At 61.1% G+C, this 25,497-nt stretch carries 23 protein-coding genes; 13 read left to right on the forward strand and 10 right to left on the reverse strand.

Annotated elements, in window-relative coordinates; all coding sequences use genetic code 11:
• The first annotated feature begins 16 nt into the window (after positions 1-16).
• The 11 genes from AC07VO_RS25030 (at position 17) to AC07VO_RS25080 (ending at position 12,242) form a co-directional block, all read left to right on the forward strand.
• A complete protein-coding gene (locus AC07VO_RS25030) occupies positions 17-1,072 on the forward strand; it encodes a glycosyltransferase family 4 protein (RefSeq protein WP_086945149.1) in 1,056 nt (351 codons plus the stop codon).
• A complete protein-coding gene (locus AC07VO_RS25035) occupies positions 1,069-2,436 on the forward strand; it encodes an O-antigen ligase family protein (RefSeq protein ID WP_019648516.1) in 1,368 nt (455 codons plus the stop codon). Before AC07VO_RS25030 ends, AC07VO_RS25035 begins: the two co-directional genes overlap by 4 nt.
• Complete coding sequence (locus AC07VO_RS25040; protein ID WP_018925572.1) at positions 2,433-3,401, forward strand: glycosyltransferase family 2 protein; 969 nt, start codon at positions 2,433-2,435, stop codon at positions 3,399-3,401. Before AC07VO_RS25035 ends, AC07VO_RS25040 begins: the two co-directional genes overlap by 4 nt.
• Positions 3,394-4,530, forward strand: a complete 1,137-nt coding sequence (locus AC07VO_RS25045) for a glycosyltransferase (protein ID WP_086944964.1) — start codon at positions 3,394-3,396, stop codon at positions 4,528-4,530. The genes AC07VO_RS25040 and AC07VO_RS25045 overlap by 8 nt, the downstream gene beginning before the upstream one ends.
• 12 nt (positions 4,531-4,542) lie before the next feature.
• Positions 4,543-5,544, forward strand: coding sequence for a polysaccharide deacetylase family protein (locus tag AC07VO_RS25050; protein WP_086944965.1), 1,002 nt, complete (start codon positions 4,543-4,545; stop codon positions 5,542-5,544).
• Positions 5,541-6,845 (forward strand): oligosaccharide flippase family protein, encoded by a 1,305-nt coding sequence (locus AC07VO_RS25055; protein ID WP_064618743.1) that lies wholly within the window; start codon positions 5,541-5,543, stop codon positions 6,843-6,845. The genes AC07VO_RS25050 and AC07VO_RS25055 overlap by 4 nt, the downstream gene beginning before the upstream one ends.
• The gene (locus tag AC07VO_RS25060) at positions 6,842-8,761 is read left to right on the forward strand and encodes a hypothetical protein (protein ID WP_086944966.1); all 1,920 of its coding nucleotides are present in this window, start codon (positions 6,842-6,844) and stop codon (positions 8,759-8,761) included. The genes AC07VO_RS25055 and AC07VO_RS25060 overlap by 4 nt, the downstream gene beginning before the upstream one ends.
• A 31-nt stretch (positions 8,762-8,792) precedes the next feature.
• A complete protein-coding gene (locus tag AC07VO_RS25065) occupies positions 8,793-10,016 on the forward strand; it encodes a GNAT family N-acetyltransferase (RefSeq protein ID WP_086945150.1) in 1,224 nt (407 codons plus the stop codon).
• Positions 9,988-10,800, forward strand: a complete 813-nt coding sequence (locus AC07VO_RS25070; RefSeq protein WP_086944967.1) for a ChbG/HpnK family deacetylase — start codon at positions 9,988-9,990, stop codon at positions 10,798-10,800. The genes AC07VO_RS25065 and AC07VO_RS25070 overlap by 29 nt, the downstream gene beginning before the upstream one ends.
• Before the next feature lie 56 nt (positions 10,801-10,856).
• A complete protein-coding gene (locus AC07VO_RS25075; RefSeq protein ID WP_086944968.1) occupies positions 10,857-11,546 on the forward strand; it encodes an N-acetyltransferase in 690 nt (229 codons plus the stop codon).
• Between the two features lie 387 nt (positions 11,547-11,933).
• Positions 11,934-12,242, forward strand: a complete 309-nt coding sequence (locus AC07VO_RS25080; protein ID WP_086944969.1) for an addiction module antidote protein — start codon at positions 11,934-11,936, stop codon at positions 12,240-12,242.
• Between the two features lie 14 nt (positions 12,243-12,256).
• Here the strand turns inward: AC07VO_RS25080 and AC07VO_RS25085 are convergent, their stop codons facing one another.
• Together AC07VO_RS25085 and AC07VO_RS25090 are read right to left on the reverse strand one after the other, a co-directional pair.
• Positions 12,257-13,069 (reverse strand): class I SAM-dependent methyltransferase, encoded by an 813-nt coding sequence (locus AC07VO_RS25085; RefSeq protein WP_086944970.1) that lies wholly within the window; start codon positions 13,067-13,069, stop codon positions 12,257-12,259.
• 116 nt (positions 13,070-13,185) lie between these two features.
• A complete protein-coding gene (locus AC07VO_RS25090; protein WP_086944971.1) occupies positions 13,186-14,070 on the reverse strand; it encodes a LysR family transcriptional regulator in 885 nt (294 codons plus the stop codon).
• Positions 14,071-14,230: 160 nt separating this feature from the next.
• Between AC07VO_RS25090 and AC07VO_RS25095 the strand changes: the two genes are divergently transcribed.
• Positions 14,231-15,247, forward strand: a complete 1,017-nt coding sequence (locus tag AC07VO_RS25095; protein ID WP_018925560.1) for an alpha/beta hydrolase — start codon at positions 14,231-14,233, stop codon at positions 15,245-15,247.
• 63 nt (positions 15,248-15,310) lie between these two features.
• Positions 15,311-16,738 carry a mechanosensitive ion channel family protein gene (locus tag AC07VO_RS25100; RefSeq protein WP_086944972.1) on the forward strand — a complete coding sequence of 476 codons (1,428 nt, stop codon included), beginning with the start codon at positions 15,311-15,313 and terminating at the stop codon, positions 16,736-16,738.
• A gap of 64 nt (positions 16,739-16,802) precedes the next feature.
• On the opposite strand, the gene ycaC is transcribed toward AC07VO_RS25100, so the two are convergent.
• The 8 genes from ycaC to AC07VO_RS25140 form a co-directional block, all read right to left on the reverse strand.
• Positions 16,803-17,429 (reverse strand): isochorismate family cysteine hydrolase YcaC, encoded by a 627-nt coding sequence (gene ycaC / locus AC07VO_RS25105; protein ID WP_028941293.1) that lies wholly within the window; start codon positions 17,427-17,429, stop codon positions 16,803-16,805.
• Positions 17,430-17,496: 67 nt separating this feature from the next.
• Complete coding sequence (locus AC07VO_RS25110; protein ID WP_018925557.1) at positions 17,497-19,335, reverse strand: amidohydrolase; 1,839 nt, start codon at positions 19,333-19,335, stop codon at positions 17,497-17,499.
• A 45-nt stretch (positions 19,336-19,380) separates the two neighbouring features.
• Complete coding sequence (locus AC07VO_RS25115) at positions 19,381-20,007, reverse strand: antibiotic biosynthesis monooxygenase (protein WP_018925556.1); 627 nt, start codon at positions 20,005-20,007, stop codon at positions 19,381-19,383.
• Positions 20,000-20,416, reverse strand: coding sequence for a DoxX family protein (locus AC07VO_RS25120; RefSeq protein ID WP_064618759.1), 417 nt, complete (start codon positions 20,414-20,416; stop codon positions 20,000-20,002). The genes AC07VO_RS25115 and AC07VO_RS25120 overlap by 8 nt, the downstream gene beginning before the upstream one ends.
• Positions 20,417-20,662: 246 nt before the next feature.
• Positions 20,663-21,031, reverse strand: coding sequence for a DUF6124 family protein (locus AC07VO_RS25125; protein ID WP_086944973.1), 369 nt, complete (start codon positions 21,029-21,031; stop codon positions 20,663-20,665).
• Positions 21,032-21,400: 369 nt separating this feature from the next.
• Positions 21,401-23,170 (reverse strand): hypothetical protein, encoded by a 1,770-nt coding sequence (locus AC07VO_RS25130; protein ID WP_173861171.1) that lies wholly within the window; start codon positions 23,168-23,170, stop codon positions 21,401-21,403.
• A gap of 138 nt (positions 23,171-23,308) precedes the next feature.
• Positions 23,309-24,232, reverse strand: coding sequence for a LysR family transcriptional regulator (locus tag AC07VO_RS25135; RefSeq protein WP_018925552.1), 924 nt, complete (start codon positions 24,230-24,232; stop codon positions 23,309-23,311).
• Positions 24,233-24,279: 47 nt separating this feature from the next.
• Positions 24,280-25,275 carry an MBL fold metallo-hydrolase gene (locus AC07VO_RS25140; RefSeq protein ID WP_018925551.1) on the reverse strand — a complete coding sequence of 332 codons (996 nt, stop codon included), beginning with the start codon at positions 25,273-25,275 and terminating at the stop codon, positions 24,280-24,282.
• Between the last annotated feature and the right edge of the window lie 222 nt (positions 25,276-25,497).

Genomic DNA, 25,497 nt, shown 5'->3' on the forward strand with positions numbered 1-25,497 from the left:
CAGCGCGCTGCCGATCATGCATTTGATCAGCAGCGGCGGCTTTTATGGCGCTGAGCGGATGTTGCTGGACCATTGCCTGGCGACGCCAGGGCACCACCAGGTGCTGTTTCTGGATGCGCCGCCGGCCCTGATCGACCGGTTCCGCGAGGCCGGGGTCGATTGCCGCGCTTTCGCGGGACTGGGGCAATTGCTGGGTCATTTACGTTATCGGCGGGCTGAACATCCGCTGATCAATACGCACAATTTCAAAGGCCTGGTGTTTGGCTGGGTCGGCGCGACATTGTTTGACTTGCCATTGGTGATTACCCAGCACGGTTTCACCCCGCGCAGTCGCAAGCAACGCTTCTACGGCTGGCTGAGCCTGCAACTGTGCCGCACCGCGTCGGTGAATCGGGTGGTGTGCGTGGCCGAAAGCATCGCAGCGCTGCACCGCAAGGCCAGTGTTCGGAAGGAGAAGCTGCAAGTGATTCCCAATGGTCTGCCAACCGCCAACGGCCTGCTGCCCCACAACGCCAGACACCCACGCTGGCTGGCGGGCTACGTCGGTCGGCTGACCCATGAAAAAGGCCCGGACCTGTTTCTCGATGCGCTGATTGCGCTGTGTCAGCGACATCCGCAACTGGACGCGGTGATGCTCGGCGATGGCCCGGAACGGGAAACCCTGCTGGCGCGAATTGCCGCCGCCGGCTTGCACAACCGCATCACCCTGCCGGGTTACCAGACCGACATGAACCGCTGGTGGCCGCAACTCGATGCGCTGGTGATCAGCTCGCGCACCGAGGGCACGCCGATGATTTTGCTCGAAGCAATGCAGGCCGGAGTGCCAGTGGTGGCATTCAGCGTCGGCGGAATTCCCGATGTGCTGGAGGATCGGCACAACGGTCTGCTAGCGCCCCCCACCGACAGCGTCGCCCTCGCCCGGCAGCTCGACACGCTGCTGAGTGAGCCGGTACTGGCTCGCGAACTGATCGACAACGCAAGACGTACGCAACAGGACCGTTACGACCTGAAGGCCTTGGCCGAACGCTGGTCGCAGCTTTATATCCGTACTGCACGGGAGGCACGCGCGTGATCTTTCCGCTCTCGATCGTCAGTCTGCTCGCCCTGGTCTGCCTCGGTTTGCTGGCCAGCCCTTACCCCTATCTGGCGCCCGGCGCGGTACTGGGCATGGTCGCTGTCGGTGTGCTCTACCGAAAACCCGCCTGGGGGTTATTGGGCATCGCGGCGCTGGTGCCGTTCGAAGGTTTCTTCAAGGGCAACGCGCTGTCGGGCACCAAATTCATCGGTGCGTCACTGGCACTGGTCCTGATGTTGCAACTGGCCATTCACCAGATTCCGTCCGAGCGCCTGCGCAGCAACATCTGGCGCTACCTGATCGGATTCATGGTGTTGTACGGGTTGAGTATGATCAATACCGACAGCATGGACATGTCCCAAAGTCATCTACGGGATTTGAGCGTCGGCCTGGTGCTGTTTGTGATCACCTTGCTGATTGGCCGTGATTTGAACCTCGATCTGTTCGCCCGGCTGGTGACCCTCAGCGTCGCCGCAACCTCTGTGCTGGCCATGTTCTCCACCAAGTATCAGGACCAGGGCCGTGCCGCCGGGCTGCTGGAAGACGCGAATTCGTTTGCCCTGCTGATCGCCTTCGCCGTGCCGTTGGCCCTGCTGCTGGTGATCCGCGGCCCGAACCTGTTGCACCGATTGTTCTGGGGCGGCTGCTGCATTTTGCTGCTGGGCGGCATGACCAAAACCGATTCCCGTTCCGGGCTGGTAGTCCTGTTCCTGAGCTTGATGATCGGCGCCTGGCACTACCGCGCGCAGTTGCCACGCATCCGGCCGCGCCACTTGGGTTTTGCCATGCTCAGCCTTGCGCTCGTGATCCCGGTGGGGATTTATTCGATGCCGGCCGGTTACCTCAAGCGCATCCAGTCCTTGAGCGTCTTGAAAGAAGGCGCCAAAAGCCAGGACGAATCCCTCGGCCGCCGCACGTCATACCTTGTGGTCGGCAGCCAGATCATTCGTGAACACCCGTTACTCGGCTCCGGCCCCGGTACCTTCCCGCTGCACTACGCCACCTCCGGTTACGCCAAGGTGTTTTCCGCCAACCGCAAACCCGGCGACTTGTACCGCCGTGCTCACAACACGTACATGGAAATCTTCAGTGAACTGGGGATTCCCGCCGGGCTGTTGTTCGTCGGCATGCTCGGCCTTGGGATGTACAACCTGGTCCGCGCCCGTCAAGCCTGGATGCTGCGACGGGATTGGGAACAGGCCGACCTGATCACCCACCTGGGCATCAGTTATCTGTCGTTGACACTGTTTTTGATGTTCCTCAGCGCACCGAATCACAAGTACCTGTGGATCATGCTCGCCCTGACCTGGGTGTTGCGCCTCAAGGCGGAAGAACGTCCGCCGACGGAGGCCAGGGCATGAACCGCATCAGCATTGCCATCCCGATGTACAACGAGGCCAGACACATCGGCCGCACCTTGCTTGCCGCGAAAAAAGCCGCGCAGGCTGCCGGGATGGAATGCGAGCTGATCGTGGTCGATAACGGCTCCAACGATCAGGGCCCGCACATCGCTCGCCAGCTCGGGGCGCAGGTGCTGGTGCTGCCCGGGCTGCTGATCGGCGCCCTGCGCAATCGCGGGGCGGCGATGGCGACAGGCGAATGGCTGGGCTTCATCGATGCCGATATCGAGATGCCCGAGGACTGGCTCACGCTGTTGTTGAGCATCCAACACGCGGTTCAGGTCGACGTCCTGGGACTGGACCTGCACACCCCGGCCGAAGCCCCGTGGTATGCCAATGCCTGGCAACGCCGCACGTTGCGCCCGAACGATGAAACCATGAAAGCAGTGCGATGGCTGCCCAGTTCCAACCTGTTGATGCGTCGTCCATGGTTCGACAAGGTCGGCGGCTTCAACGAAAACCTGCGCACCGGCGAAGACAAAGATTTCACCATGCGCCTTTCCCACTCTGGCGCACGCCTGCTGGCCGTCAACCAGAGCGTTGCCCTGCATTGGGGTTACGAGAGCAGTTGGCGCGAATGGATGGGCAAGGAGTTCTGGCGTCAGGGCAGTCACCTGCAATTACTGCGCAGCCACGGCATGAATCTGCGTTTACTGCGTTTCCCGATGCTGTCGATCATCGCCTGGGTGTTGGATTTCATGGCGCTATCCGCCCTGCTCAACGGTTTCCCCCTACTGGCGCTATTCATGCTGTTCGTCACCAGCCTGCCAGCGCTCGCCCAAAGTCTGCGCCAGAGCCTGATACACCGCGACCTGCGCCTGATGCTGCAACTCTGGGGCCTGCATTGGGTGCGTCTGCACCTGGCGGGTGCCGCGCTCATCCTGAGCCTTTGTCGCTGGAATGCCAGGAGACCCGCCCGTGGCTGAATTCATTTTCTGGTGGTGCCTGTTATTGCCGGTGTACGCCTGGTTCGGCTACCCGCTGCTGCTGACGCTGCTCGCACCGTTATTTCCCGCGCGGCGTCATGGGCCGGCACAGCCGATGAACGTGAGCATCGTCATCGCCGCGCACAACGAGGCCCAGTACATCGAAGAAAAGTTGCGCATCCTGCTCGCCCAGGATTATCAGGCGCGCTCGCTACAGATCATTCTGGCCAGCGACGGCTCCACCGACGACACCGTGGCCTGCGCCCGCAAGGTCATCGACCCGCGCATCAGCGTGCTCGACCTGCCCCGTCAGGGCAAGGCAGCCACCTTGAATGCCGCCGTTGCCCTGAGCACGGGCGAGATTCTGGTGTTCACCGATGCCGACAACCAATGGTCGACAGACACCCTCGGCCAATTGCTCGCGCCCCTGGCCGATCCACAGGTCGGGGCCTGCGCCGGGCACATGTTGATCCCGGTGGCGGGCCAGGGCCTGAGCCTGGGCGACAGCCTTTATCGGCACTACGAAGGTTGGCTGCGCATGGTGGAAAATCGTACCGGCTGCATGGTCTCCGCCGACGGCGCCCTGCTCGCCCTGCGTCGCGAGTTGTTCCAGAACGTGCCGTCGGAGGTCAACGATGATTTCTTTATCAGTACCTGCGCGCCGGTGGCGCACAAACGCATTGTCTATGTGCCCACAGCCCGGGTGATCGACCAGGGCGTCGATGAGATCGACAAACAATGGCGCCGTCGTCTGCGCGTCACCGTCGGTGGTTTGCAGAGCCTGGCCCAGCGCCGGGAACTGTTGAACCCATGGCGCCATGGCTTGTATGCGATTGCGCTGATCAGCCACAAACTGATTCGACGCCTGGCACCGATCCTGTTACTGCCGTTGTTGCTGAGCAACTTCTGGCTGTGGAACGTCCATGGCTTCTATCGCCTGAGCCTGGTCGCGCAACTGCTCGGTTATGCGGTGGCCATCGCCGGCCTGCTGGATGTGCAACACCGTTTGCCCAAACCCTTTCGCCTCGCCGGCTTCTTTCTGGTGACCCTTGCCGGGATGAGTATCGGTCTGTGGCAGTTCCTGCGTGGACAGCGGTACGCGCAGTGGAACCCCGAGCAAAATCGTTGAAAGGACCGCGTCATGGCGATCAGACAATTATTAAAACGCACCAGTGGCTGGCTCTATCTCAACTCGCCGGTAGGCCGCCACCAACTGCACGGTGCCGGGGTGATCCTGATGCTGCACCGGGTGCTGCCCAATGACCGCGCCGCCGACCTGCCTCATCGAAATGAACTGTGCGTGGGGCCGAAGGCCTTTGCCCATCTGCTGCTCTGGTTGAAAAAACACTTCGACTGCGTGCCGCTGATGGAAATTCTGCAACCCGGCACCGCCATGTCGGAGCGCCCCAAAGTCGCACTGACCTTCGACGATGGCTGGCGCGACAACGCGCTGAATGCCTTTCCGTTGTTGAAAAGGTATCAGATGCCGGCGAGTATTTTTCTCTCCACCGATTTCATCGGCAGCCGGCAACGCTTCTGGTGGGAAAGCCTGGGGGAAACCCTGTGGCACAGCCATGGTGAAAAAGCCCGGACGCACTTGATTGAATGCCTGCGACAGATCGGGCGACCGTTACCGGTGCTGCTCGATGACCTGGATGTGCAGCGCCGTAGCCTGGCGCTTTTGCATTTTCTGCAAAGCCTGAAAAACCTGCCGCCGGGCGAACTGAACCGGCTCACCAATCAATGCCCTGAAGTGTCGTTGCCCCAGGCCCTGGACTGGCATCAAGTGCGCGCGCTGGAAGCCAGCGGGTTGATCCGCTTTGGCCCTCACGGCGCCAGCCACACGCTACTCACCGAGCTTGACGATCAACACCTGGATGAAGAGTTGAGCCGCAGCCGCAATGCACTGTTGAACGGCTGCATCCGGCCGCTGCCGGTCTATTGCTACCCCAATGGCGACCACGATGCGCGGGTGCGCGAGCATGTGGCCGACCACGATTTTGCGTTTGCCCTGGGCACCGCCAGCGGGATTTACCGTGGCGTCGAAGATCCATTGGCCTTACCACGGATCGGCATCAGCCAGCGCACGGCACGCAACCCGGAGTTGCTGTCGTGGCGCATCTACCGCGGAGCCCGGCCATGAGTCGCAGCCACTACCTCAAACACCTGGCCCTGAGCATGGGCACCAAACTGGCGATGATCGGCCTGCGCCTGCTGCGTAACGTATTGCTGGCGCGGATTCTGGGGCCCAGCGAGCGCGGCCTGTTTGCGCTGCTCAGTACCCTGCCCGATTTGATCAGCGCCGCCACCAGCGGCGGGCTGAATTCGGCGGTGGGTTATCAGGCGGCCAAGCAACGGCCCATGGGTTTGCTGCTGAGTCAGGTGCTGGTATTCGGTTGCCTGCTGGCGGGTTTGCTGACGTTGCTGGTGGTGGCGCTGACCCGCGAGTTCGGCAGCGAACTCGACATCACCACACAACTGGGATTGCTCGCCTGGCTGTTGCTGCTGGCGGTGCCGTTGACCGTGCTCAAGAGCGGCCTGCTGACCTTGCACAACGCGTCGGGCGGTGTGGTGGCGTTCAATGCCTTGCGGCTGGTGGAGTCGCTGGCGCCACTGCTGCTGTTTATCGCCTTGTTCTGGATGTGGAAAGACGCCGCGCTGGAAGCGGCGCTGATCAGTTGGCTGGCCGGCATCAGCCTGGTGGTGCTGGCTGGCTGGGTCTGGCTCAACCGTGCGCAACCCCTGACGTTGCAATGGGACCGCGCCAGCCAGAAAGAACTGTTGCGCTACAGCGCCCGTAGCCATCCCGATTTGTTGTTCCAGCAAGTCATTCTGCGCTCCGACTACCTGTTCATCGGTGCCTTGCTCGGCAGTACGGCATTGGGTCATTACGCCATGGCCAGCGCTGCCGCCGAGTTGCTGCTGATCGTCCCGGAAGCGGTGACCACACCCCTGATGAAACGCCTGCTGCAACAGGACGAAGGCATGGAACGCCTGACGCCGTTGGCCTTGCGCCTGACCGCCACGGTGATGCTCGGTGCCTGCCTGACCATGGCCGTGATCGGGCAATGGCTGATCGTCACCCTGTTCGGCATTGCCTATCAACCGGCCTACCCGGCCTTGCTGGCCCTGCTGCCGGGGCTGCTCGGTCTTTGCTATGCGAGCATCCTGCGCCTGGACTTGCTGGGCAAAAATCGACCCGGCACGGTTTCGCTGCTGGTGGGCCTCGGCGCGCTGCTGAACCTGGCCCTGAACCTGTTGCTGATCCCGCTGTATGGCATCGTCGGTGCTGCGGCGGCATCGTCCATCGCCTACCTGGCGGTGACCGTCGCGCTGCTGGTGATGTACTGCCGGTTGAGCGGCGTACCCTTCTGGCAAACCCTGATCATCCTGCCCAGTGATGTGGCACCGATGCTTCAGATACTGCAACGGAAATCAGCATGAAACCCCTGGTGCTGCTGTTGAGCCTGGGCCTTGGTTTGAGTGCTCAGGCGGCGCCCATGCGCTGGACCGACATTCGCGACGGCAGCCTGTACCTGCAAGCGGATCGCCCCGACACGTTGACCATCCAGTGGGTCCCGGCGTGGCAGGCCGATGCCAACGAAGAACACCTGTACCTACTCGACGGCAACGGCAACCTGAAGGGTGATCGCCGGATCGCCGCCAGTGAAACACGCGGCAAGCAGAGCTGGCCGCTGGCGCCGGGTGCCGCCAGTTATCGACTGGAAATTCCGGGCTACAGCTTCCGCCGCTACACCGTCGAACATGACGAACACACCGTGGCGTTATTCGCCCCGGCCAAGGTGCATTTCAGCGCCGAAGCCCGTGGCGGCGATGAGCTGTATTTCAAAATCGCACCGGGGGAACACGCGGTACTGGCCGGCAAGTTTCATGGTGGAGTCGGCGCCCTGCAGGCGCAGCGTGTGGGTGATAACAAACAAGTGTCGCTGATGCTCAAGCCCTATCGCGCCTATTGGCAATTCGATCAGCTCGAACTGCCCGTCACCCAGGACGAACAAGTCTGGCGCCTGCGCCTGCAAGGCAGCGGCAAGGTCGCGTTCTGGCTCGATGGCACGGCAAACCTGTTCGCCCAGAACCCGCAGCAACTCAAGCCGCTGCGCGAGGACGCTGGCCAGACCCGGCTGACCCTGCATAAAGAGACGCTCGGCCCGACCCCGAACCTGGGCATTTATTTGCCCTACGTGCTGCCGCCGCAATCCAGTTTCGCGGCGCTCGACGCCCTCAAGCCTCAGGCGGGTTCCTACTACAGTTTCGTCGACGTCACGGCGCAAAATCCGCACCACGAAGATGCGTTCCGCCAGCTCTATCAGAACCGCTTCGGCATTACGCAGGACATTACGCTGTTGGCCGGCAGCCAGCGTCAGGCCGATCTGCGCGCCGACACCGTGAGCAACGCCGGCCTCGACGCCTGGCTCGCCGCCACCCGTGCCCTCGGTGGTGGCGGCACTCACTACATCGCGTTCGCCGACGAGCCGAATCTCAACTACTCGAGCTACGCCAACTACCAGGCGATCTTCAACAGCATGGCCCGGCAAGTGCGCAGCGATCCGGCCAACGCCAAGGCCGGCATTCGCATTGCCATGCCCGCCAGTTCACGCTTCGTCAACGGCCCGTTCACCGACGATGCTGCCGACAAGCGCGGTATCGACTGGGCACGGCGCCTGCTGGCTGAATCCGGCGAGCAGATCGACGCCCTCGCCTGGCATGAATGGATGGTTCGCGACCTGCTGGCGACCCGGGTCTACCGCGACAGCGTGCGCCGCGCCGCCCAGCTGGTGGGCCTCGATGCCAAGGGCCGGCCACGCAAGGCCTTGCTGCTGGACCAGACCAACCTGTCCAGCGGCTCAAGCCTGAGCCCCTACGATCAGGAAACCCATTTCGCTTCGCTGTGGTGGGCCTCGGTGGTCATCAACTCGGCGCAGGACGGCTTGCTGGACATGCTCAACTGGTTCCAGGCCGCCGACGAACCGAACTACCCCAAAGGCATGGTGCGGGTGCTGGGCGGCGATCGTTTCGAGCTCAAACCGGTGGGCCTGGCCCAACAATTCATCCGGCAGCACTGGCTGAAAAACGTCATGCGCCTGGACAACGACGCCTTCGAAGTCGACGTGCTGGCGATGGCCACCGAACACCAACGCAGCCTGTTGGGCGTCAATAAGGGCGCGCGCTTGCAGCGTGTCGATCTGGCCGGGGCGACCTGCCCGCTGACCAAGGGAGCGCTGGTGTATTTTGGTGCCGACAGCCGCAGTCGCGAAGGCAAATTCAACTGTCAGGACGGTCGCGTCAGCTTCGACCTGCCAGGGCAAACCCTGTTCGCCCTGAGCTGGAGCGCCTCATGAACGTCCATGAGTTATGCGGCGGTCTGAACCTATGATGGCTCGATTCGAATGGCGCACGTCGTTGTGCGCTCCGGACTTTCCAACAGCCGCTTATGAGGGGTTGCGCTGGCGCGTGACGGACAATACGCCGTTCAACACCCTCGCCTGGCTGCGCGCATCGGAACAGGCACTGCTTGCCGGGGAACGCTTGCACGTTCTGCTCGGCTGGCACGGCGATGAATTGGCCTTGTGCCTGCCGCTGGTGGTGTCCGTGGAGCGCTTTGGCGGGCTACCGTTTCGAGTCCTGCATCACCTCGGTTACCCCCTCACCGATCGCCTGGCCCTGCTCAGTTGCCTCGATGCCGAGAGCATGCGCAAGGCGCTGGTGATCATCCGCCGTCGCGTGCCCCATGCGATGCTGCAACTCAATGAATTGTGCGAACCCATCGGCGAAGAAAGTGCACTGACCACCTGGATGGCCCACAGCTCGACCGGCGAGCGCCGCCTCAGCTGTCGGGTGCCGGTGCACCTGATCAGCGAGGCCGACCATCAGGAAGTGTCCGGCGACCCCCGCTACAAACTGCGCCGTGCACGTAAACGCATCGCGGCTTGCGGTGCCGAGATCCGACGGATAACCCCCGACGCCGCCACCATCAGGCCACTGTTGCGGACCCTCGGCAAAGTCGAAGCGCTGAGCTGGAAAGGCCTTCAAGGCGTTGGGATTTTCACCAATGACCGCTACCGGCAATGGATCGAGCAAGCCTTCACCGCCCTCGCCGAAGAAGGACTAGTGCGGGTGGTGGTGCTGGAACTGGACGGGCGTTGCATCAGCTACCGCATCGGCTTGCTGGAACAGGGTCGGCTGTACGACTACAACCTGGCGTTCCTGCCGCAACACGCTGATCTGGGCAGCGGTCGTGTGCTGCTTGAAGAGTGGATCCACTGGGGGCTGGACGACAACTGGCACTGGGTCGATGCCTCGCGGATCAGCCTGGAAAACTCCAGTCATCAACTCCTGGAGCGCATGACCGGCCAACTGGAGCACTGGCGCTGGAGTTTCTACTCCTGGCGCCCCAGCGGCCTCGCCCTGGGGCTGGCCCTGCGACTCTGGCACCGAATCAAACCCGGGTTAAAAAAGTGGCAGGCCAGGCGTGCAGCAACGCTGGTTGCTCCTACGCTTACACCTATACAGGCACCTATTGTCGCCAAAGACGCTGCACCCACCGAACAAGAAAGAGAGGGCAGCCATGCCTCGCCAAGTCATAGTCAACGCTGACGATTTCGGCCTCAGCCCGAGTGAAAATGCGGTGATACTGGGTGCCTTCCACGCTGGAGTCATCAGCTCCGCAACCGCCATGGCCAACATGCCGGCCTTCGAAGCGGCCTGCGTCCTGGCCCGGCAACCATTGCTCAAGGGGCGGATCGGGCTGCACTTCAACCTCACATACGGCCGGCCGTTGAGCCTGTCGATTCGCGCGCGCTCGACATTTTGCGACAGCCAGGGTGAGTTCGACCTCAGCCTGCCCCGCCACAGCCTCTGGCTCAACCGCCTGGATCGCGACGCGGTGCTGGAGGAACTCGAAGCCCAATGGCAACGCTGCCTGGACAACGGCCTGCACCCCAGCCACCTCGATTCCCATCAGCACGTGCACAACATCTGGCCCATCGGTGAAATCGTCGCGCGGTTTGCTGCCCGCCAAGGGGTGCCCGTGCGACTGGCGCGCGATCTGGGAAGTAACCTGAGCGTGCCCAAGCGAGTGTTCAAGACGTTGCTCAACCATCGCCTGAACAGCCTGTCCGGAGCGACCGCCCAGAACGTCTGCACCCCGGTCGACCTGCGCACCGTGGCGATGCCAATCGACGGCCTGCTGGAAATCGTCGTCCATCCGATCCATATCGGCGCCGATTTTGGCGATGCCTACCTAGACCCGGGCGAGTCGCTGAGCCTTGTGCTGGATCAGCGTCTCGGGGGTGTTCCGAGGGTGTCCTATGCCGTGGTGCCAAGGGCATCCAAAGAGGAGCCGCACTACCCGACCGAACTGCACCCGTTGAAATCCTGATTTTCGCCATCGAAAACGTTACCCACCACACCCAGGCTTCAGCCTCGGAGGACTTCATGAGCGCCATCGACAAGATTCGCGAACGCATCAAACAAAAAGGCCTGCTCCACACGCTCCAGTCGCTCTGGAAGCGCTACGTGTATTTCCATAGGGAGCTGCTGTGGCTGGGGCGCGACCTGGTGACCCCGGTGGCGCCGCAAAATCTGCGGCCCTATTCGGGCCTGCGCCTGGTGATCATCACCCCGGAAAACGCCACCGCGTTCACCAAGTACTACGGCAATCGCGTCAAGGCCATGGCCGAAATCGCCGCCGAGGGTCACACCGGACACATGTACGTGAACGAGGAAGGTGATGCCATCGGATTCATCTGGGGCAGTGCCAGGGACTACTTCGACCGGCACTATTACGGCTGCTGGTTCCGGATCAACCCTGGTGAGTTTTTCGAGTTCGGCGGTGAAATGATCCCTCAATACTTCGGCACCAGCCTGTCGATGGACGCCCAGTTCAAGCTCTGGGACGCGATGCGGGCCAAAGGGTGCAACAAGATCGTCGACGTCTGCGATACCCGCAACATCCAGGCGATGAAAATGCACATCCGCATGGACTACCAGGAGCAAGGGCGCATCACCCACGTCTACGACCTGTTCGGCCGCTGGCGCTTCTTCCGCGAAACCTACTACACCGGCTCGCGGCTGACGGCACTGCGCAAACCGGAACAACGGCCGGTGACGGCGGCGCAGGCGTGATTGGCTTCCGCTCCCACATTTGGCCGCATCTCCCTGTGGGAGCGGGCTTGCCCTAATGCCAGTCAGTTAAACAATTTCAGCCGCGACGCACTCCTTGTAGCAGCTGGCGAAGCCTGCGTTCGGCTGCGCAGCAGTCGTAAAACCAGAGATTGTGGTGCATCAGGCTGACCGCGTTAGTCCGACTCACGACTGCTGAGCAGCCGAACGCAGGCTTCGCCAGCTGCTACAGATTGCATTACGGCTTAACTGACTGACATTAGGGCTTTCCCGCGATGGGGTCAGTTGCCTACACAGTTCAGGGAAAAATACACCCATCATAAAAGAACCAACTGACTCCTCATGCCTGCGCTAACAGATACATTCGCACAGGAACGAGGAGCCAGAAGCATGAATCACAAACTAACAAACTTCGACATGGCGGCACTGCTCGACAGTGACGAAGCCATCAGCGAATACCTCTCTCAGGTATTGGCAGACGGCGACAACGAAGAGTTTCTTCGTGCTATCGGCTACGTGGTAAAGGCTCGCGGCATGACACAAATTGCCAAAGATTCCGGAATGGGGCGCGAAAGCCTGTACAAGGCCTTCGCACCCGGGGCGAAACCACGTTTTGATACTGTTCTAAAGGTCATTCATGCCTTGGGCATTGATCTCTGCGCGCAACCAGGGCACGCGGCAAATCACTCAACGCTCTGAAAATACCCCAGGCACTACGTCGCTCGCTTCACCGCCACCAACGTGTAACACAACGGCAACTGCGCCTTTTGCTGCTGATACTTGTCGTAGAGTTCTTCGCGATTGGAATGCGGGTACTCCTTGAAATGGCATATCTGCAACCCCGCTTCGACGGCACCGGTGAAGATCGCGCCCAGGGTGTGGACGAACCAGTAGGACGCCGAGGCCTGCTGTTCGACTTTGCCTTCGTAGACGATCGGTTGGTCCTGGACGAAAGGCTCACTGCGAAAATACGAGCTGTCCGGGCGATAGGGATCGGCTGACTCGGGGTCGAACATTTCCAGGAACGGGTGGGTTTCGTAAATCACCAGGCTGCCGCCGGGCTTGAGGGTTTGCGCGGCATGGCGCAAGAACTCGCCGATGTCCGGCATCCAGTTCAATACGCCGATGGTGATCAGCGCCACGTCGAAGCGTTGGTGCAGCTCTGTCGGCAGGTGATGGATATCAGCCTCGATGAATTCGGGCTGATGAGGCGAACGGGATGCCAGCTCCCGGGCCTGATCGAGAAAGGCCCCGGACTGGTCGACGCCCACTGCGCTGCGGGCCCCCAGCGCAAACAGTGAAAGGCTTTCCCGGCCATTGTTACAGCCCAGTTGCACCACATCCTTGCCGTCGACACCGACCTGTTGGAGCAACCTAGTGAGGGTGTCATCCAGGCAGGAAAAATCGCCATGGCTCACCGCACTCAAACGGGCCTGCCATTCGGGGGTGTCTTTGTGGTGTTGGGCGGAGTCATTCCATGCATCGCGATTGCTGGCGATGGCTTTTTCTTTTGTCGGCATTTCCATTGCACGCTCCAGATTCCGGGCCTTTGATTGACCGGCACGAGTCTAGATCAGCGTCAGGAAAAACCACATCAGGGGTTTGTTGCGATCTTGTAATCAACGATACCGCTACTAACCCCTTATTGTTGATTCAACCGCTCACGCAAGAACTCGATCAACGCCTGCACCGGTCGCGAGGCCTGACGGTGCTGCGGGTAGACCGCCGATAAGGTCAGCGGCTCGGGGCGGAAATCATCCAGCACCGGCACCAGCCGACCGTCCTCCAGGGCCGAATCGACGATGAAGGTCGGCAAGTACGTGATGCCCATGCCGGCGATGGCCGCGTCCTTGAGCAGTTCACCGTTGTTGACCCGCATCCGCCCGGTGACATTGACGGTCAGCGGTTTGCCCCGCCCTTCGAACCGCCATTGCACCTGGCGGCCATGGCCGTACGGCAGGCAATCGTGGCTGTGCAACTCCTCGGGTTCAAGCGGCGTGCCACGTTCGGCCAGATACGCCGGGCTGGCGCAGTACACCCGCTCGATGACGGCAATGCGCCGGGCGATCAGTGTCGAGTCTTCCAGCACGCCGATGCGCAAGGCCAAATCGTATCCCTCACCGAGCAAGTCCACCGGCCGATCACTCAGGTCGACCTCGACGGTGACGTCGCGATAACGCTGCAAAAATACTGGCAGCAAGCAGCCCAAATGCGCCACGGCAAACGACAACGGTGCACTCAGGCGAATGGTCCCGCGAGGCTCGATGGTCTGGCCGGCGATGCCCTGCTCCACTTGCTCGACTTCACTGAGCAGGCGCAGGGCCGATTCGTAATAACTCTGCCCCAGCGGGGTGACGTCCAGCCGTCGGGTGGAGCGATTGAGCAGGCGCACACCGAGGCGCTCTTCGAGTTGCATCAGCCGACGGCTGACGAACTGCTTGGACAGGCCCAACTGATCGGCCGCCGCCGTGAAGCTGCCGGAGTCCATGACCTGGCAAAAAATACGCATGTCTTCGAACGGGTTCATTGTCACTCTCTGGTTGACAGTTAATCGCTTTATAGCCGCTTTTTCGCTTTCAGACATCTTATTAATCTGTGCTCACGGTGTTGCTGAGGCCTGAACCCCAGCGCCACAGCAGCCCGATCCCAAGGCATAAAAACTCAAACGATTTAAAAAGGATTTGCACATGAACATCAAGAAAACCCTCGCCACTTCCGTCCTCGCCCTGTCCATCGGCAACGCATTCGCCGCCGGCAGCCCCGGTGTCGAACACAACACCCAGGCCTTCCTCGATGCCCTCGCCGCCGGCGGTGGCAAACCGCTGGAACAACTGAGCCCGAAAGACGCCCGCGCGGTGCTGACCGGTGCCCAGGCTTCGGTGAAGGTAGATCTGTCGGGTGTTGAAGTCAGCGACAAGGCGATCAAGGTCGACGGCCAGACCATCAACCTGAAAGTGGTGCGTCCGGCCAAGGTCAAGGGCGAGTTGCCGGTGTTCATGTTCTTCCACGGTGGCGGCTGGGTATTGGGCGACTTCCCGACTCACCAACGCCTGATCCGTGACCTGGTGGTGGGCTCCGGCGCAGTCGCGGTATACGTCGACTACACGCCGTCGCCCGAAGCGCACTACCCGACCGCCATCAACCAGGCCTACACCGCGACCAAATGGGTGGCCGAGCATGGCAAAGAGATCGGTGTCGACGGCAAGCGACTGGCGGTGGCCGGCAACAGCGTCGGCGGCAACATGGCGGCAGTCGTGGCGCTGATGGCCAAGGAACAGAAAACCCCTGCCCTGCGCTTCCAGCTGTTGATGTGGCCGGTGACCAACGCACAGTTCGACGACGGCTCGTACCAGCAATTCGCCGAAGGGCACTTCCTCACCAAAGGGATGATGCAGTGGTTCTGGGACAACTACACCACCAACCCGGCCGAGCGTGCGCAGATCCATGCCTCGCCGCTGAATGCCAGCGCCGAACAACTCAAGGGCCTGCCTGCGGCACTGGTGCAGACCGCCGAATTCGACGTGCTGCGTGACGAAGGCGAAGGCTACGCCCGCCACCTCGATGCGGCCGGTGTGCCGGTGACCTCGGTGCGCTACAACGGGATGATTCATGACTTTGGCCTGCTCAATCCGCTGAATCAGATTCCGGAAGTCAAAGCGGCGGTACGTCAGGCCGCGGCTGAGCTCAAGACGCATCTGAACTAAGCCCAACCTCTCGCCACACCTCAGGGTGTGGCGAGTTTTTTTGTGCCCGCTGGAGTGCAATCCATGAGCCTTTTCTCTGCCCACCTGTTGCCTTGGAGCGCCCTGCTGCTGGTGCTCGACGCCCTGCTCTGGCACCTCGTCCCGTTCAAGCATCGCGCGCCAAAGGTCGGTGTGCGGCTGGTGCTGTTTCTGGCGTTCAGCGCGCTGATTATCAACGCTGGCGTCAGCCCGTTGCAGACACCGTTGGTTGCCGATGACCCGGTGGCGCAACTCGGTGCAACGGCGCTGGGGATTATCTGGTGGTTGTACGCCGCACGAGTGCTCACCGAGGTGTTCGGTCTGGTGCTGATGCGTCGCATAGGTCACAGCGGCCGTTTGCTGCAGGACGTGATCGGTGCGCTGGTGTTTCTGGCCTCTATCGTCGCGGCCGCCGGTTATGTGCTCGATCTGCCGGTCAAGGGTCTGCTGGCGACTTCCGGCGTGTTCGCCATCGTGGTCGGTCTGGCGCTGCAAAGTACGTTGGCTGACGTGTTCTCCGGCATTGTGCTCAACACCACCAAACCCTATCAGGTGGACGACTTTGTGGTGATCGATGGCGTCGAAGGCAAAGTGCTGGACATTAACTGGCGCGCCACGCACCTGTTGAGCAGCGCCGGCACGATGGCCGTGGTGCCGAACTCGGTGGCGGCCAAGGCCAAGATCGTCAACCTCAGCCGCCCGAACAACCTGCACGGGGTGTCGATCAGCATCAAGGTGGCGAACCACATCCGCCCACGCCGGGTGCTCGACGCCCTCGACCGCACGCTGCAAGGCAGCAGCAGTCTGTTGCTCTCGCCCGCGCCAAAAGCGGTGCTCAAAGAGGCTGGCGAAGAGATGTCCGAATACGTGGCCAGCGGGTTCATCGCCGAACTGGGCAAAAAGAGCGACGTGCGCAATCAACTGTTCGACCTCGCCCATCGCCATCTGGAAGCGGCCGGCATCTCGCGACACCCCGACGGCGTGATCGAGCCCTCGACCCGCGCCCGCGCACTGCTCGATGAAGTGAAGATTTTCCGCTCGCTGAGCCATGAGGAACGCGACCGCCTCGCCGAATCGATGGTCGCGCAACAATACGCCGCCGGTGAGGTGGTGCTGGATCTGGCTGAAGTGCCGGACAGCCTGTTCGTGATCGCCACTGGCGTCGTCAGCGCCAGCGTGCCGGACGGCAATGGTTTCACCGAGGCCGGTCGCATGGGGCCAAGCGAAGTCATGGGCGAACAGAGCATCCTGGCCGATACGCCGTCGCAGGCAACGTTCACCGCGCTGACATCTTCGATCATCTACCGTCTGGACAAGAACCTGACCCGCCAGTGCATGGAACAACGCAGCGAAGTGGGCCGGGCGTTGAACAAGTTGCAGGCGGTGCGCCAGCAAAACAGTCGGCTGGCGTTGATGGCCAAACCGGTGCCGATCAGGAAAGGTGGGTTTCTGGGATGGTTGCAGAAGCGCTGATGCAGAGGACATTCGAGCAGTACAAAAAAATGCCCGCACATCGCGGGCATTTTTCTTCAATGCCTTACTTGGCAGTGAACTTGGTGTAGCTGTTGATCAGGTTGCGGTAGTTCGGCAGACGCTGGGACAACAGGTTGGCCAGGCCTTCCATGTCGTTGCGCCAGTCGCCTTGCAGCTCGCAGGCCACGGCGAACCAGTTCAGCAGGTGTGCACCCGCCGCCGACATGCGTGCCCACGCCGCTTGTTGCACGGTGGTGTTGAAGGTACCGGAAGAGTCGGTTACCACGAATACTTCAAAGCCTTCGGCAATGGCCGACAGGGTTGGGAACGCCACGCAGACGTCAGTCACCACGCCAGCGATGATCAGTTGCTTGCGACCGGTGGCCTTGATGGCTTTGACGAAGTCTTCGTTGTCCCAGGCGTTGATCTGGCCTGGACGCTGAATGAACGGCGCGTCCGGGAATTGCTCGCGCAGTTCAGGCACGATCGGGCCGTTCGGGCCTGCGTCGAAACTGGTGGTGAGGATGGTCGGCAGGTTGAAGAATTTGGCGATGTCGCCCAGGGCCAGCACGTTGTTCTTGAATTCGTTGGGCGAGAAATCCTGCACCAGAGAGATCAGGCCGGTCTGGTGATCGACCAGCAGCACAACGGCGTCATCTTTGTTCAGACGTTTGTAAGGAACGTTGCTCATGTGAAACTCCTCGGAGGGTGGTGAGTGAAGCGTCGACCACACATGGCCGACGCTTTTGTTGCAAGACTCAGAACGCGAAGCAGGAACAGCCGAAGGCGCCCCAGAAACCGGCGAAGTCACTCACCGGCACGTTCGACATACGGGCCTTCTCATGGCTGTGGGTATGCACGGCGCACGGGCCGCTGCACTGGTGCACCTGCGCCTGCATCGGCGCGTTCGGCCGCCAGTGTCCCGGAACCTTCGCCACCGGCGACCAGTCCGGCAGCACCGGCAGGCTGACAGGTCCGAGTTTTTCGAAGTCGCCGGCGGCGTACACCACCTTGCCGCCGACCACGGTCAATACCGACTCGATCCACTTGATCGCTTCTTCCTCGACGCTGAAGAAGTCCGCGCTCAGTGCTACCAGGTCCGCCAGTTGCCCGACCTTGATCTGGCCTTTCTTGCCTTGTTCCGACGAGAACCAGGCGCTGCCGTGGGTGAACAGTTCCAGTGCAGTGGTGCGCGGCAAACCTTCCTCATACAGCGCCAGACCACCGACGGTACGGCCGCTGACCATCCAGTACAGCGAGGTCCATGGATTGTAGCTGGACACTCGCGTGGCATCGGTGCCGGCGCCGACCGGTACACCCTCGGCCAGCATGCGCTTGATCGGTGGCGTAGATTCGGCAGCCTGCTTGCCGTAGCGGTCGACAAAATATTCACCCTGGAACGCCATGCGGTCCTGGATCGCAATGCCACCGCCCAGCGCCCTTACCCGCTCGATGTTCTGTGGGGTGATGGTTTCAGCGTGGTCGAAGAACCATGGCAGGCCGTTGAACGGAATGTCGCGGTTGACCTTCTCGAACACGTCGAGCATGCGGCTGATCGATTCGTTGTAAGTGGCGTGCAAACGGAACGGCCAGCGCTGTTCCACCAGGTGGCGAACCACCGGCTCCAGCTCCTGCTCCATGGTCTGCGGCAGGTCCGGACGCGGTTCGAGGAAGTCCTCGAAGTCCGCCGCCGAGAACACCAGCATCTCGCCGGCGCCGTTGTGCCGCAGGTAGTCGTCGCCCTGGTGCAACTTGACGCTGCCAGTCCAGTTCTGGAAATCGGTCAGCTCTTCTTTCGGCTTCTGGGTAAACAGGTTGTAGGCGATACGCACGGTCAGTTGATCATCTTTCGCCAACTGCTCGATCACCTGGTAATCGTCCGGGTAATTCTGGAAACCACCGCCGGCATCGATCGCGCTGGTCAGACCGAGGCGGTTGAGCTCACGCATGAACTGGCGGGTCGAGTTGACCTGATATTCCAGCGGCAGCTTCGGCCCCTTGGCCAGGGTCGAGTAGAGGATCATCGCGTTCGGCCTTGCGACCAACATGCCGGTCGGATTGCCGTTGGCATCACGCACGATTTCGCCACCCGGCGGGTTCGGCGTGTCGCGGGTGTAACCGGCAACCCGCAATGCAGCGCGGTTGAGCAAGGCGCGGTCGTACAAATGCAGCACGAACACCGGGGTGTCCGGCGCCGCCTGGTTGAGCTCTTCCAGGGTCGGCATGCGCTTCTCGGCAAACTGGAATTCGTTCCAGCCACCGACTACCCGTACCCATTGCGGCGTTGGTGTGCGGTCGGCTTGCTCCTTGAGCATGCGCAACGCATCAGCCAGGGACGGCACGCCTTCCCAGCGCAGTTCGAGGTTGTAGTTCAAACCGCCACGGATCAGGTGCAGGTGCGAGTCGTTGAGGCCAGGGATGACACAGCGACCCTTGAGGTCGATCACCTGGGTGCCCGAGCCGCGCAGGGCCATGGCTTCGGCGTCGGTGCCGACCGCGACGAAGCGGCCGCCCTTGATCGCCACGGCGCTGGCGAGGGGCTTTTCGCGGTCTACGGTATGAAATTGACCATTGAACAGAATCAGATCGGCGTTCATCGCAGTTCCTTCGTCATCAGTGAAATGAAGCAAAAAAGCGCCGGTTCAGCGCGGCGAATTTGCGTTGGATTCGAGGTGCTCCCGTGGCTGACTGGCCGTCAGCCACGGCGCAAACAAGCGAGTCGCGGCCGGCATGCACACGTACACCACCGACACCACGATGGTCAGGGTGATCAGGAACGTGGCGACCAGGTAGTTGGAGAGAAAAGCGTTGAGTTTGAGCAGCGGCCCCCAGAGCAGCGGCACCAGCAAGGTGTGCGGCAGAATCACCAGCAACGACACCACGGCCTGCTTCCAGCGCGGTGGCGGTGAGGCGGCATCGGCCAGCGGCGCGAACCAGAATTCGTTGACCGGGTTGACCTCGGTCTGGTCGCCGTCGGCCAGCATCGGCGCGGCTTCATCGATCAACGACTGACGTTGCGGCGAATCGAGCCAGTGCTGCATGGCCTCGGTGGAGCAAAAGCGCAGCACGCAGGTGAACATGTCCAGGCCCGCGTTCTTGCCGCGGATCACGTCCACGCCCAGATGCCCTTCCGTGCGCCCCGCTACGCTGACGATGTTGCGCAGCCAGGCTTCATAGGCTGCTTCGAAACCGGCCTTGACCCGGTGCTTGACGATCAGCGTCACGATCTCATCGGACCCCGGCGCTTTTTGAGTTTGGGCTTCAGACATAACGGAGCACTCCGGGCAAACGAACATTGAGCGCCAGCCGTCCAGGCCCGGCGATAAACACAGAGGTGAAGATGATCAACAACAGCCAGCCGAACTGCCCTTCGGCCACACTCCATTGCGGGTGCACGACCAGCAGCGCCACCAGCAGCACAAACAGAATAGGCAAGCACGCCAGACGCGCCAGAACACCAGCGACAATCAGCAGCGGGCACAGCACTTCGGCGAAAATCGCCAGGCTGAGGGTGAGGTGGGCACCGAGGTGGAACGGGTCTTCGATCAGTTGCAGTTGCGCACTGAAGTCCAGCAGCTTGGGCAAGCCGTGAACCCACAGCAGAAACAGACCACCGCTGACCCGCAGAAACAGCAGCCCGACATCCCGCGCCTGTTCATCCCTTTGCGAAGCGTTCATGACTCACCCCTGTTCAATCATTGGATTGAATAGTGCCGCCAAGGGGTAGGGAAAAATTGAATGTACGTGCTCTCTTTGTACCGCGGGAATTGTGGCGAGGGAGCTTGCTCCCGCTGGGCTGCGAAGCAGCCCCAAAACCATTCGACCCAATTGCATCAGGTAGACCGCATGTACAGGGTTTACGACTGCTGCGCAGCCGAGCGGGAGCCAGCTCCCTCGCCACAGGGGTCAGCGTTTGACCTCAGGTCATAGGGCCGGGTTGGCCTTCAGCTCCAGACTGTCCAGCGCCCGACTCACCGCCAACTCGCCGAACATGATGAGCTGCGCGACGCCCAGTATCGTATTGCGCTGCGGCCCCTCCAGAAATCCGGCGCAGTCACTGGCGATCACCTTGGCCGAGGCAAAGGACTCGCAGGCATTGGTCAGCAGCTCTTCGATGTTGATGTCCGGGGCGACGGTGTAAATCGTGCTCGGTTTGCGTGGGGACTTGGTGTCAGACGGTTTGAGGTAGTGATCGAGGGCGCGTTCGGCGGCTTCGTTGAGTTTTTTGGGATCGAGGGGATCGTAGGGGGAAACGTCATCGGTTGCTGGCGGATTAGGTGTGGCTTTGAACATGGTGAATCTCCGTTATACCTGATGGAACCACCAGTACCTGTCGCTAAACAAGTAAGGGTGGCGGCTGTACGCAGGTTAGCGAACCGAGAGGTATAAGACCCGGCAGACCCGAGGGCCTCCCGCGCACAGCCACCATATCGAAACTGCAGACATGGAATGCCTGCAATATGACGGAGCGTTGTTGCGCTTATACCTGTTCAGGTCGCTAAACCCGATCGCTGATTGGCAGCGATACGGAAACGATAAAGACCAGGCCCAAAGCGCACAAGCCGGCGGATTCTGGCGCAGTCGTAGGCAACGGCGCAAGGATCTGTAGCTTTCATCAAGTAACGATAAACGCCGTTAAACACACCTCCCGCCAGCCCTTCTTCAAGGAATGGCCCGAATGGTGTACTGACGTGCGGCGAAGACCACCGCCGTCGCCGGATTCGGGACCTGATCCAAATTGACCCTGAAGTGAATGGACAACAGGCTGCCTTCCGCCAGATCCTTCAAATAACTGTACAAAACGGTAACGCTGTAGCGGCCGTTCAACACCCAACTTCGATGGACTGCGAAGTTGGGGCCCGTCCACATGGTGAGATTGTGGCTGCCCCCACTGGCGTTCTGGCCCTCAAAATCCAGCCAGATCGGCTGACCGGAGGCAATAAGCGGCCAACCGCCAAACAGGAGCGTTGCCCCGGCTTGCACATTGGCCAGATTCAGCACCGTCGTACCGTTCGCCTGGGTGATTACCGGAGGGACGAACCAGTTTGCCGGAATAGTCCCGATGTTCAGGACAAGCGGCCGTGAAACCACCGGGAGTGCTGTTCCGCGATCATATTCGAAGCTCACCGTCACCCGTTTGCCCAAGCTGAAAGCCAACAGCGAAACGGGCAGCTGGATTATCCTGGGTCGGATGGTAGTGCCGGCCTGAACGGTATTGGTGGTGTGTGAGCCCGCAGCGGGTGTTCCTGGCGCAGCAGTCCAGATGACCCTGATCCTGTCATCGGCCTGCATGTTGTAATCCAGGACAGCCGTCAGCCTCGTCAATGCCGCAATAGGATCCAGATTGCCGTTATCAGGCGCCTCTGCAATCGTCAGCTCCAGGTTTTGCAGCACAACGTTGATTGTCCATGGGCTGGACGCCCCTCCACTGCCATCCGCCAGCTTAACCGTGAAAACGTGCAAGCCGCCCGTCAATACAGCCACCTTATACGTCCAGGCGCTACCAACAGCTATGACCGTGCCTTGGGGGGTTGGCCCATCAAAAATTTCCACTTCACCGCCAGCCCCGGCACTGCCGCTTAACGTAACGCTAGTGTGAGGGGTGTCTGCGCCATCGGCGATGTCCTGGCCGTCGGGACCGGTGACCGACAAGATCGCGGGCGGGGTCGCTGCGTTTGTCAGGACGATATAGTTTCGATGGGCAAACGGCTGGGCAAGGGACTCATCCGGGCTCCCTTGCAGCCCCACCATCAACTTCAGGGTCAGTACGCTGCGGTCCTTGAGCCCTTGCAAGGCATTGGCGGAGTGGCTTCGCTCGTAAAAACCGAAACGGATGAATTCGTCAGTGATGACATTGCTCGGCGCACTCCAGTACCTCATACGGAAATCGCTGCCGTCGGCGTTCTTGCCCTCAAGCCACAACCAAAGGAATTGACCCCGAGCGCTCAAGGGCCACGCGTTGATACGCAGGGTAATGTCGGTCAGGCCATTGATGTCCAGTATCGGACCTTCCCCGGACTGTTCTGCCTGGGTGATGAAGGGACGAGGCAAATCGCGTTGCGCCAGAGGCAGCACGTACACGACCTGTGGCTCTGAAGTCACGGGTGCAGCGGTGCCGCGAATGATGGTGTAAGTCACCGTCACCGTCTGGCTCAGATTGAAGAGTACTAGCGAAACCGGGATTCGAATCACCAGCGGCCGAGTGTTACCGGCGTTGATGAAAGCCGTAGTGAGAGAGCCGTTTGCTCCGGAGCCCGGTGCACCTGTCCAGGCCACACTCACCTGGTCGGTGGGCTGCAACGTCGGATCGGTCACCTCGATCGTGAGGGTATTCCTCACGTCCACCGGATTGAGGAGGGACTGATTGGCGCTTTCCTGGATGACAGGAGGCGGTGGGCTGCCGGCGTTCACTGTGGCGGTAGCGATGTTCATTGTTCTGTCCCTGTGCATGATCGATCCGGCCCCCGAAAGAGCATTGAATGAATCACACACCGACGCGCGGGCACGCGCTACTGTCAGAACTTATAGGTGTGCGGCTGTTTCGGACGAACGGCGCGGCGCGGTTTCGCCTTACACAGCCGGAATATCCAGCGAGGCCGACATGAACTGGCTGATCCGCGACCGCAGCCATTTCTCGGCAGGATCGTTGTCATGCACCCCGCTCCAGGCCATCGACAGTTGCGCCGCGTCGATGGGGAACGGCGGATCTTCAGCCCGCAACGCACAGCCTTCCACCAACGCGCACGCGGCATAGTCCGGGACAGTGGCAATCATTTCCGTGCCAGCGAGCAACGCGCGCAAACCACTGAATTGCGGTACGCCGAGCACCACGCGGCGGGTGCGGCCGACCTTGGCCAAATCGACGTCGATGTTGCCGCTCAAGTCGCCGGAGAACGACACCATCGCATGGGGTCGTGTGCAGTAATCGTCGAGGGTCAGCGGCTCCGGGCGGTCATCGCCGCGCAGGACTTTGCAGGGAATGTCGCGCAGTTTTTTGCGTTTGGCATTGGCCGGCAGATCCGTGGTGTAACTCACCCCCACCGAGATTTCCCCCGACGCCAGCAACGTCGGCATCAACAGATAATTGGCACGGCGTACCACAACCACGATCCCCGGTGCCTCTTCCTGCAACTGGCGCAGCAACGGCGGAAACAGCCCGAACTCGGCGTCGTCCGACAGCCCGATACGAAACACATCGCAGCTGCTGGCCGGGTCGAATTCCTTGGCCCGGCTGACCGCCCCCGAGATGGTGTCCATCGCTGGTTGCAGCTCCTTGAGAATCGCCAGCGCCCGCGCCGTCGGCTCCATGCCGCGACCGTTGCGCAGCAACAACGGATCGTCGAACAAATCACGCAACCGGCCCAGTGCCGCGCTCACCGCCGGTTGGCCCATGAACAGTTTTTCGGCGACGCGGGTCAGGTTCTTTTCGAACATCAGCGCTTCGAAAATCACCAGCAGGTTCATGTCGACACGGCGCAGATCGTTACGGTTCATGGGCACGGTTCCCTTTTGTGTTCAGCCAGGCGCAAGTGTGTCGGACTTTACTCGATCATCGGCACTTTCGCCGCTCGTTTGTAAGGCCCGTACTCGATCGGTACCCACTGGAAATGCTTGTCCACCGCGGTGATATGGCCGACACCCGGAAACGGCAAATGCGCCGCCGTGACCCAGATCTTGCTGGCCGCCGCATCGCTGAACACCTTGGCGCGGCTCTTGATCGCCTGCTGATTGTCGACGTCGAAACGAATTGACACCTCAGGATGCTCGAACTGCACCGCCAGGTTATGCACCAGATCGCCCATGAACAGAATGCTCTGACCTTGGGAGTTGAACCGATACGTGGTACTGCCCGGTGTGTGCCCGGCCTCCAGCTCGGCATCGACAACGCCCGGCACTGGCGACTGCCCGGCAGTAAAGGTTTTGAAACGGCCCGCCGCGATATACGGCGCGGTTGAGTCCTGGGCGATCTTGAAGAATTCCCTGGCACCGGCCGGTGCCTTGGCCATGGCCTGGGGATCAAGCCAGTAATCGGCTTCTGCCTTGGCCGCGTACACCGTTGCGTTGGCGAACACGGGCTTTTGCTGCCCATCCACCAACCCGCACACATGATCCAGATGCAGGTGAGTGAGCAGGATGGTATCGACCTGTTCCGGCTGGTAACCGGCGGCTTTCATGTTCGCCGACAGTTGGCCCGCCGTGGCACCGATGCACTGCCCTGCTCCGGTATCCACCAGAATCAATTGTTTGCCGGTATTCACCAGAAACGCATTGAACGCGGTTTGCACCCCCGGCGTTTCAATCGAACGACGAGCCAGCAACGCGCGGATCTGGTCTTGGGTCAGCCCCTCGAGCAGTTTGGGCGACAGGTCGTTGTAGCCATCGAACAACGCCGTCACCTCGTAGTCGCCCACCGCGAGCCGGTAATAACCGGGCACCTGAGTGTTCACCTGAGCCGGTGCCTGGGCCAGGCTGATGCCAGACATCAGCGCCAATGCCAGGCCAAGTCCGCCAAGTGTGCAAACGCGGGATTGCTTCATGAGATCACCCTTGATCGAGCCAGAAAAAGCGGCCCAGTCCAGGCCGCTACACGTCGCCCATCTTGCATGACCGTGCATCGGCGCGAATTGCAGTGATGTGCTCAGTTGGCGCATTTTCACCCTTAAGCCTGACTGCGGAATTAACAACGTTTAACTCGCAAGCCAAAGTCCTCGCGGCCAAGAATGAAGCCTTCTGCGCAGACTTGTTTTTCAGACAAGGGA

The sequence above is a fragment of the Pseudomonas sp. GW821-FHT03E01 genome (genome assembly GCF_059420765.1).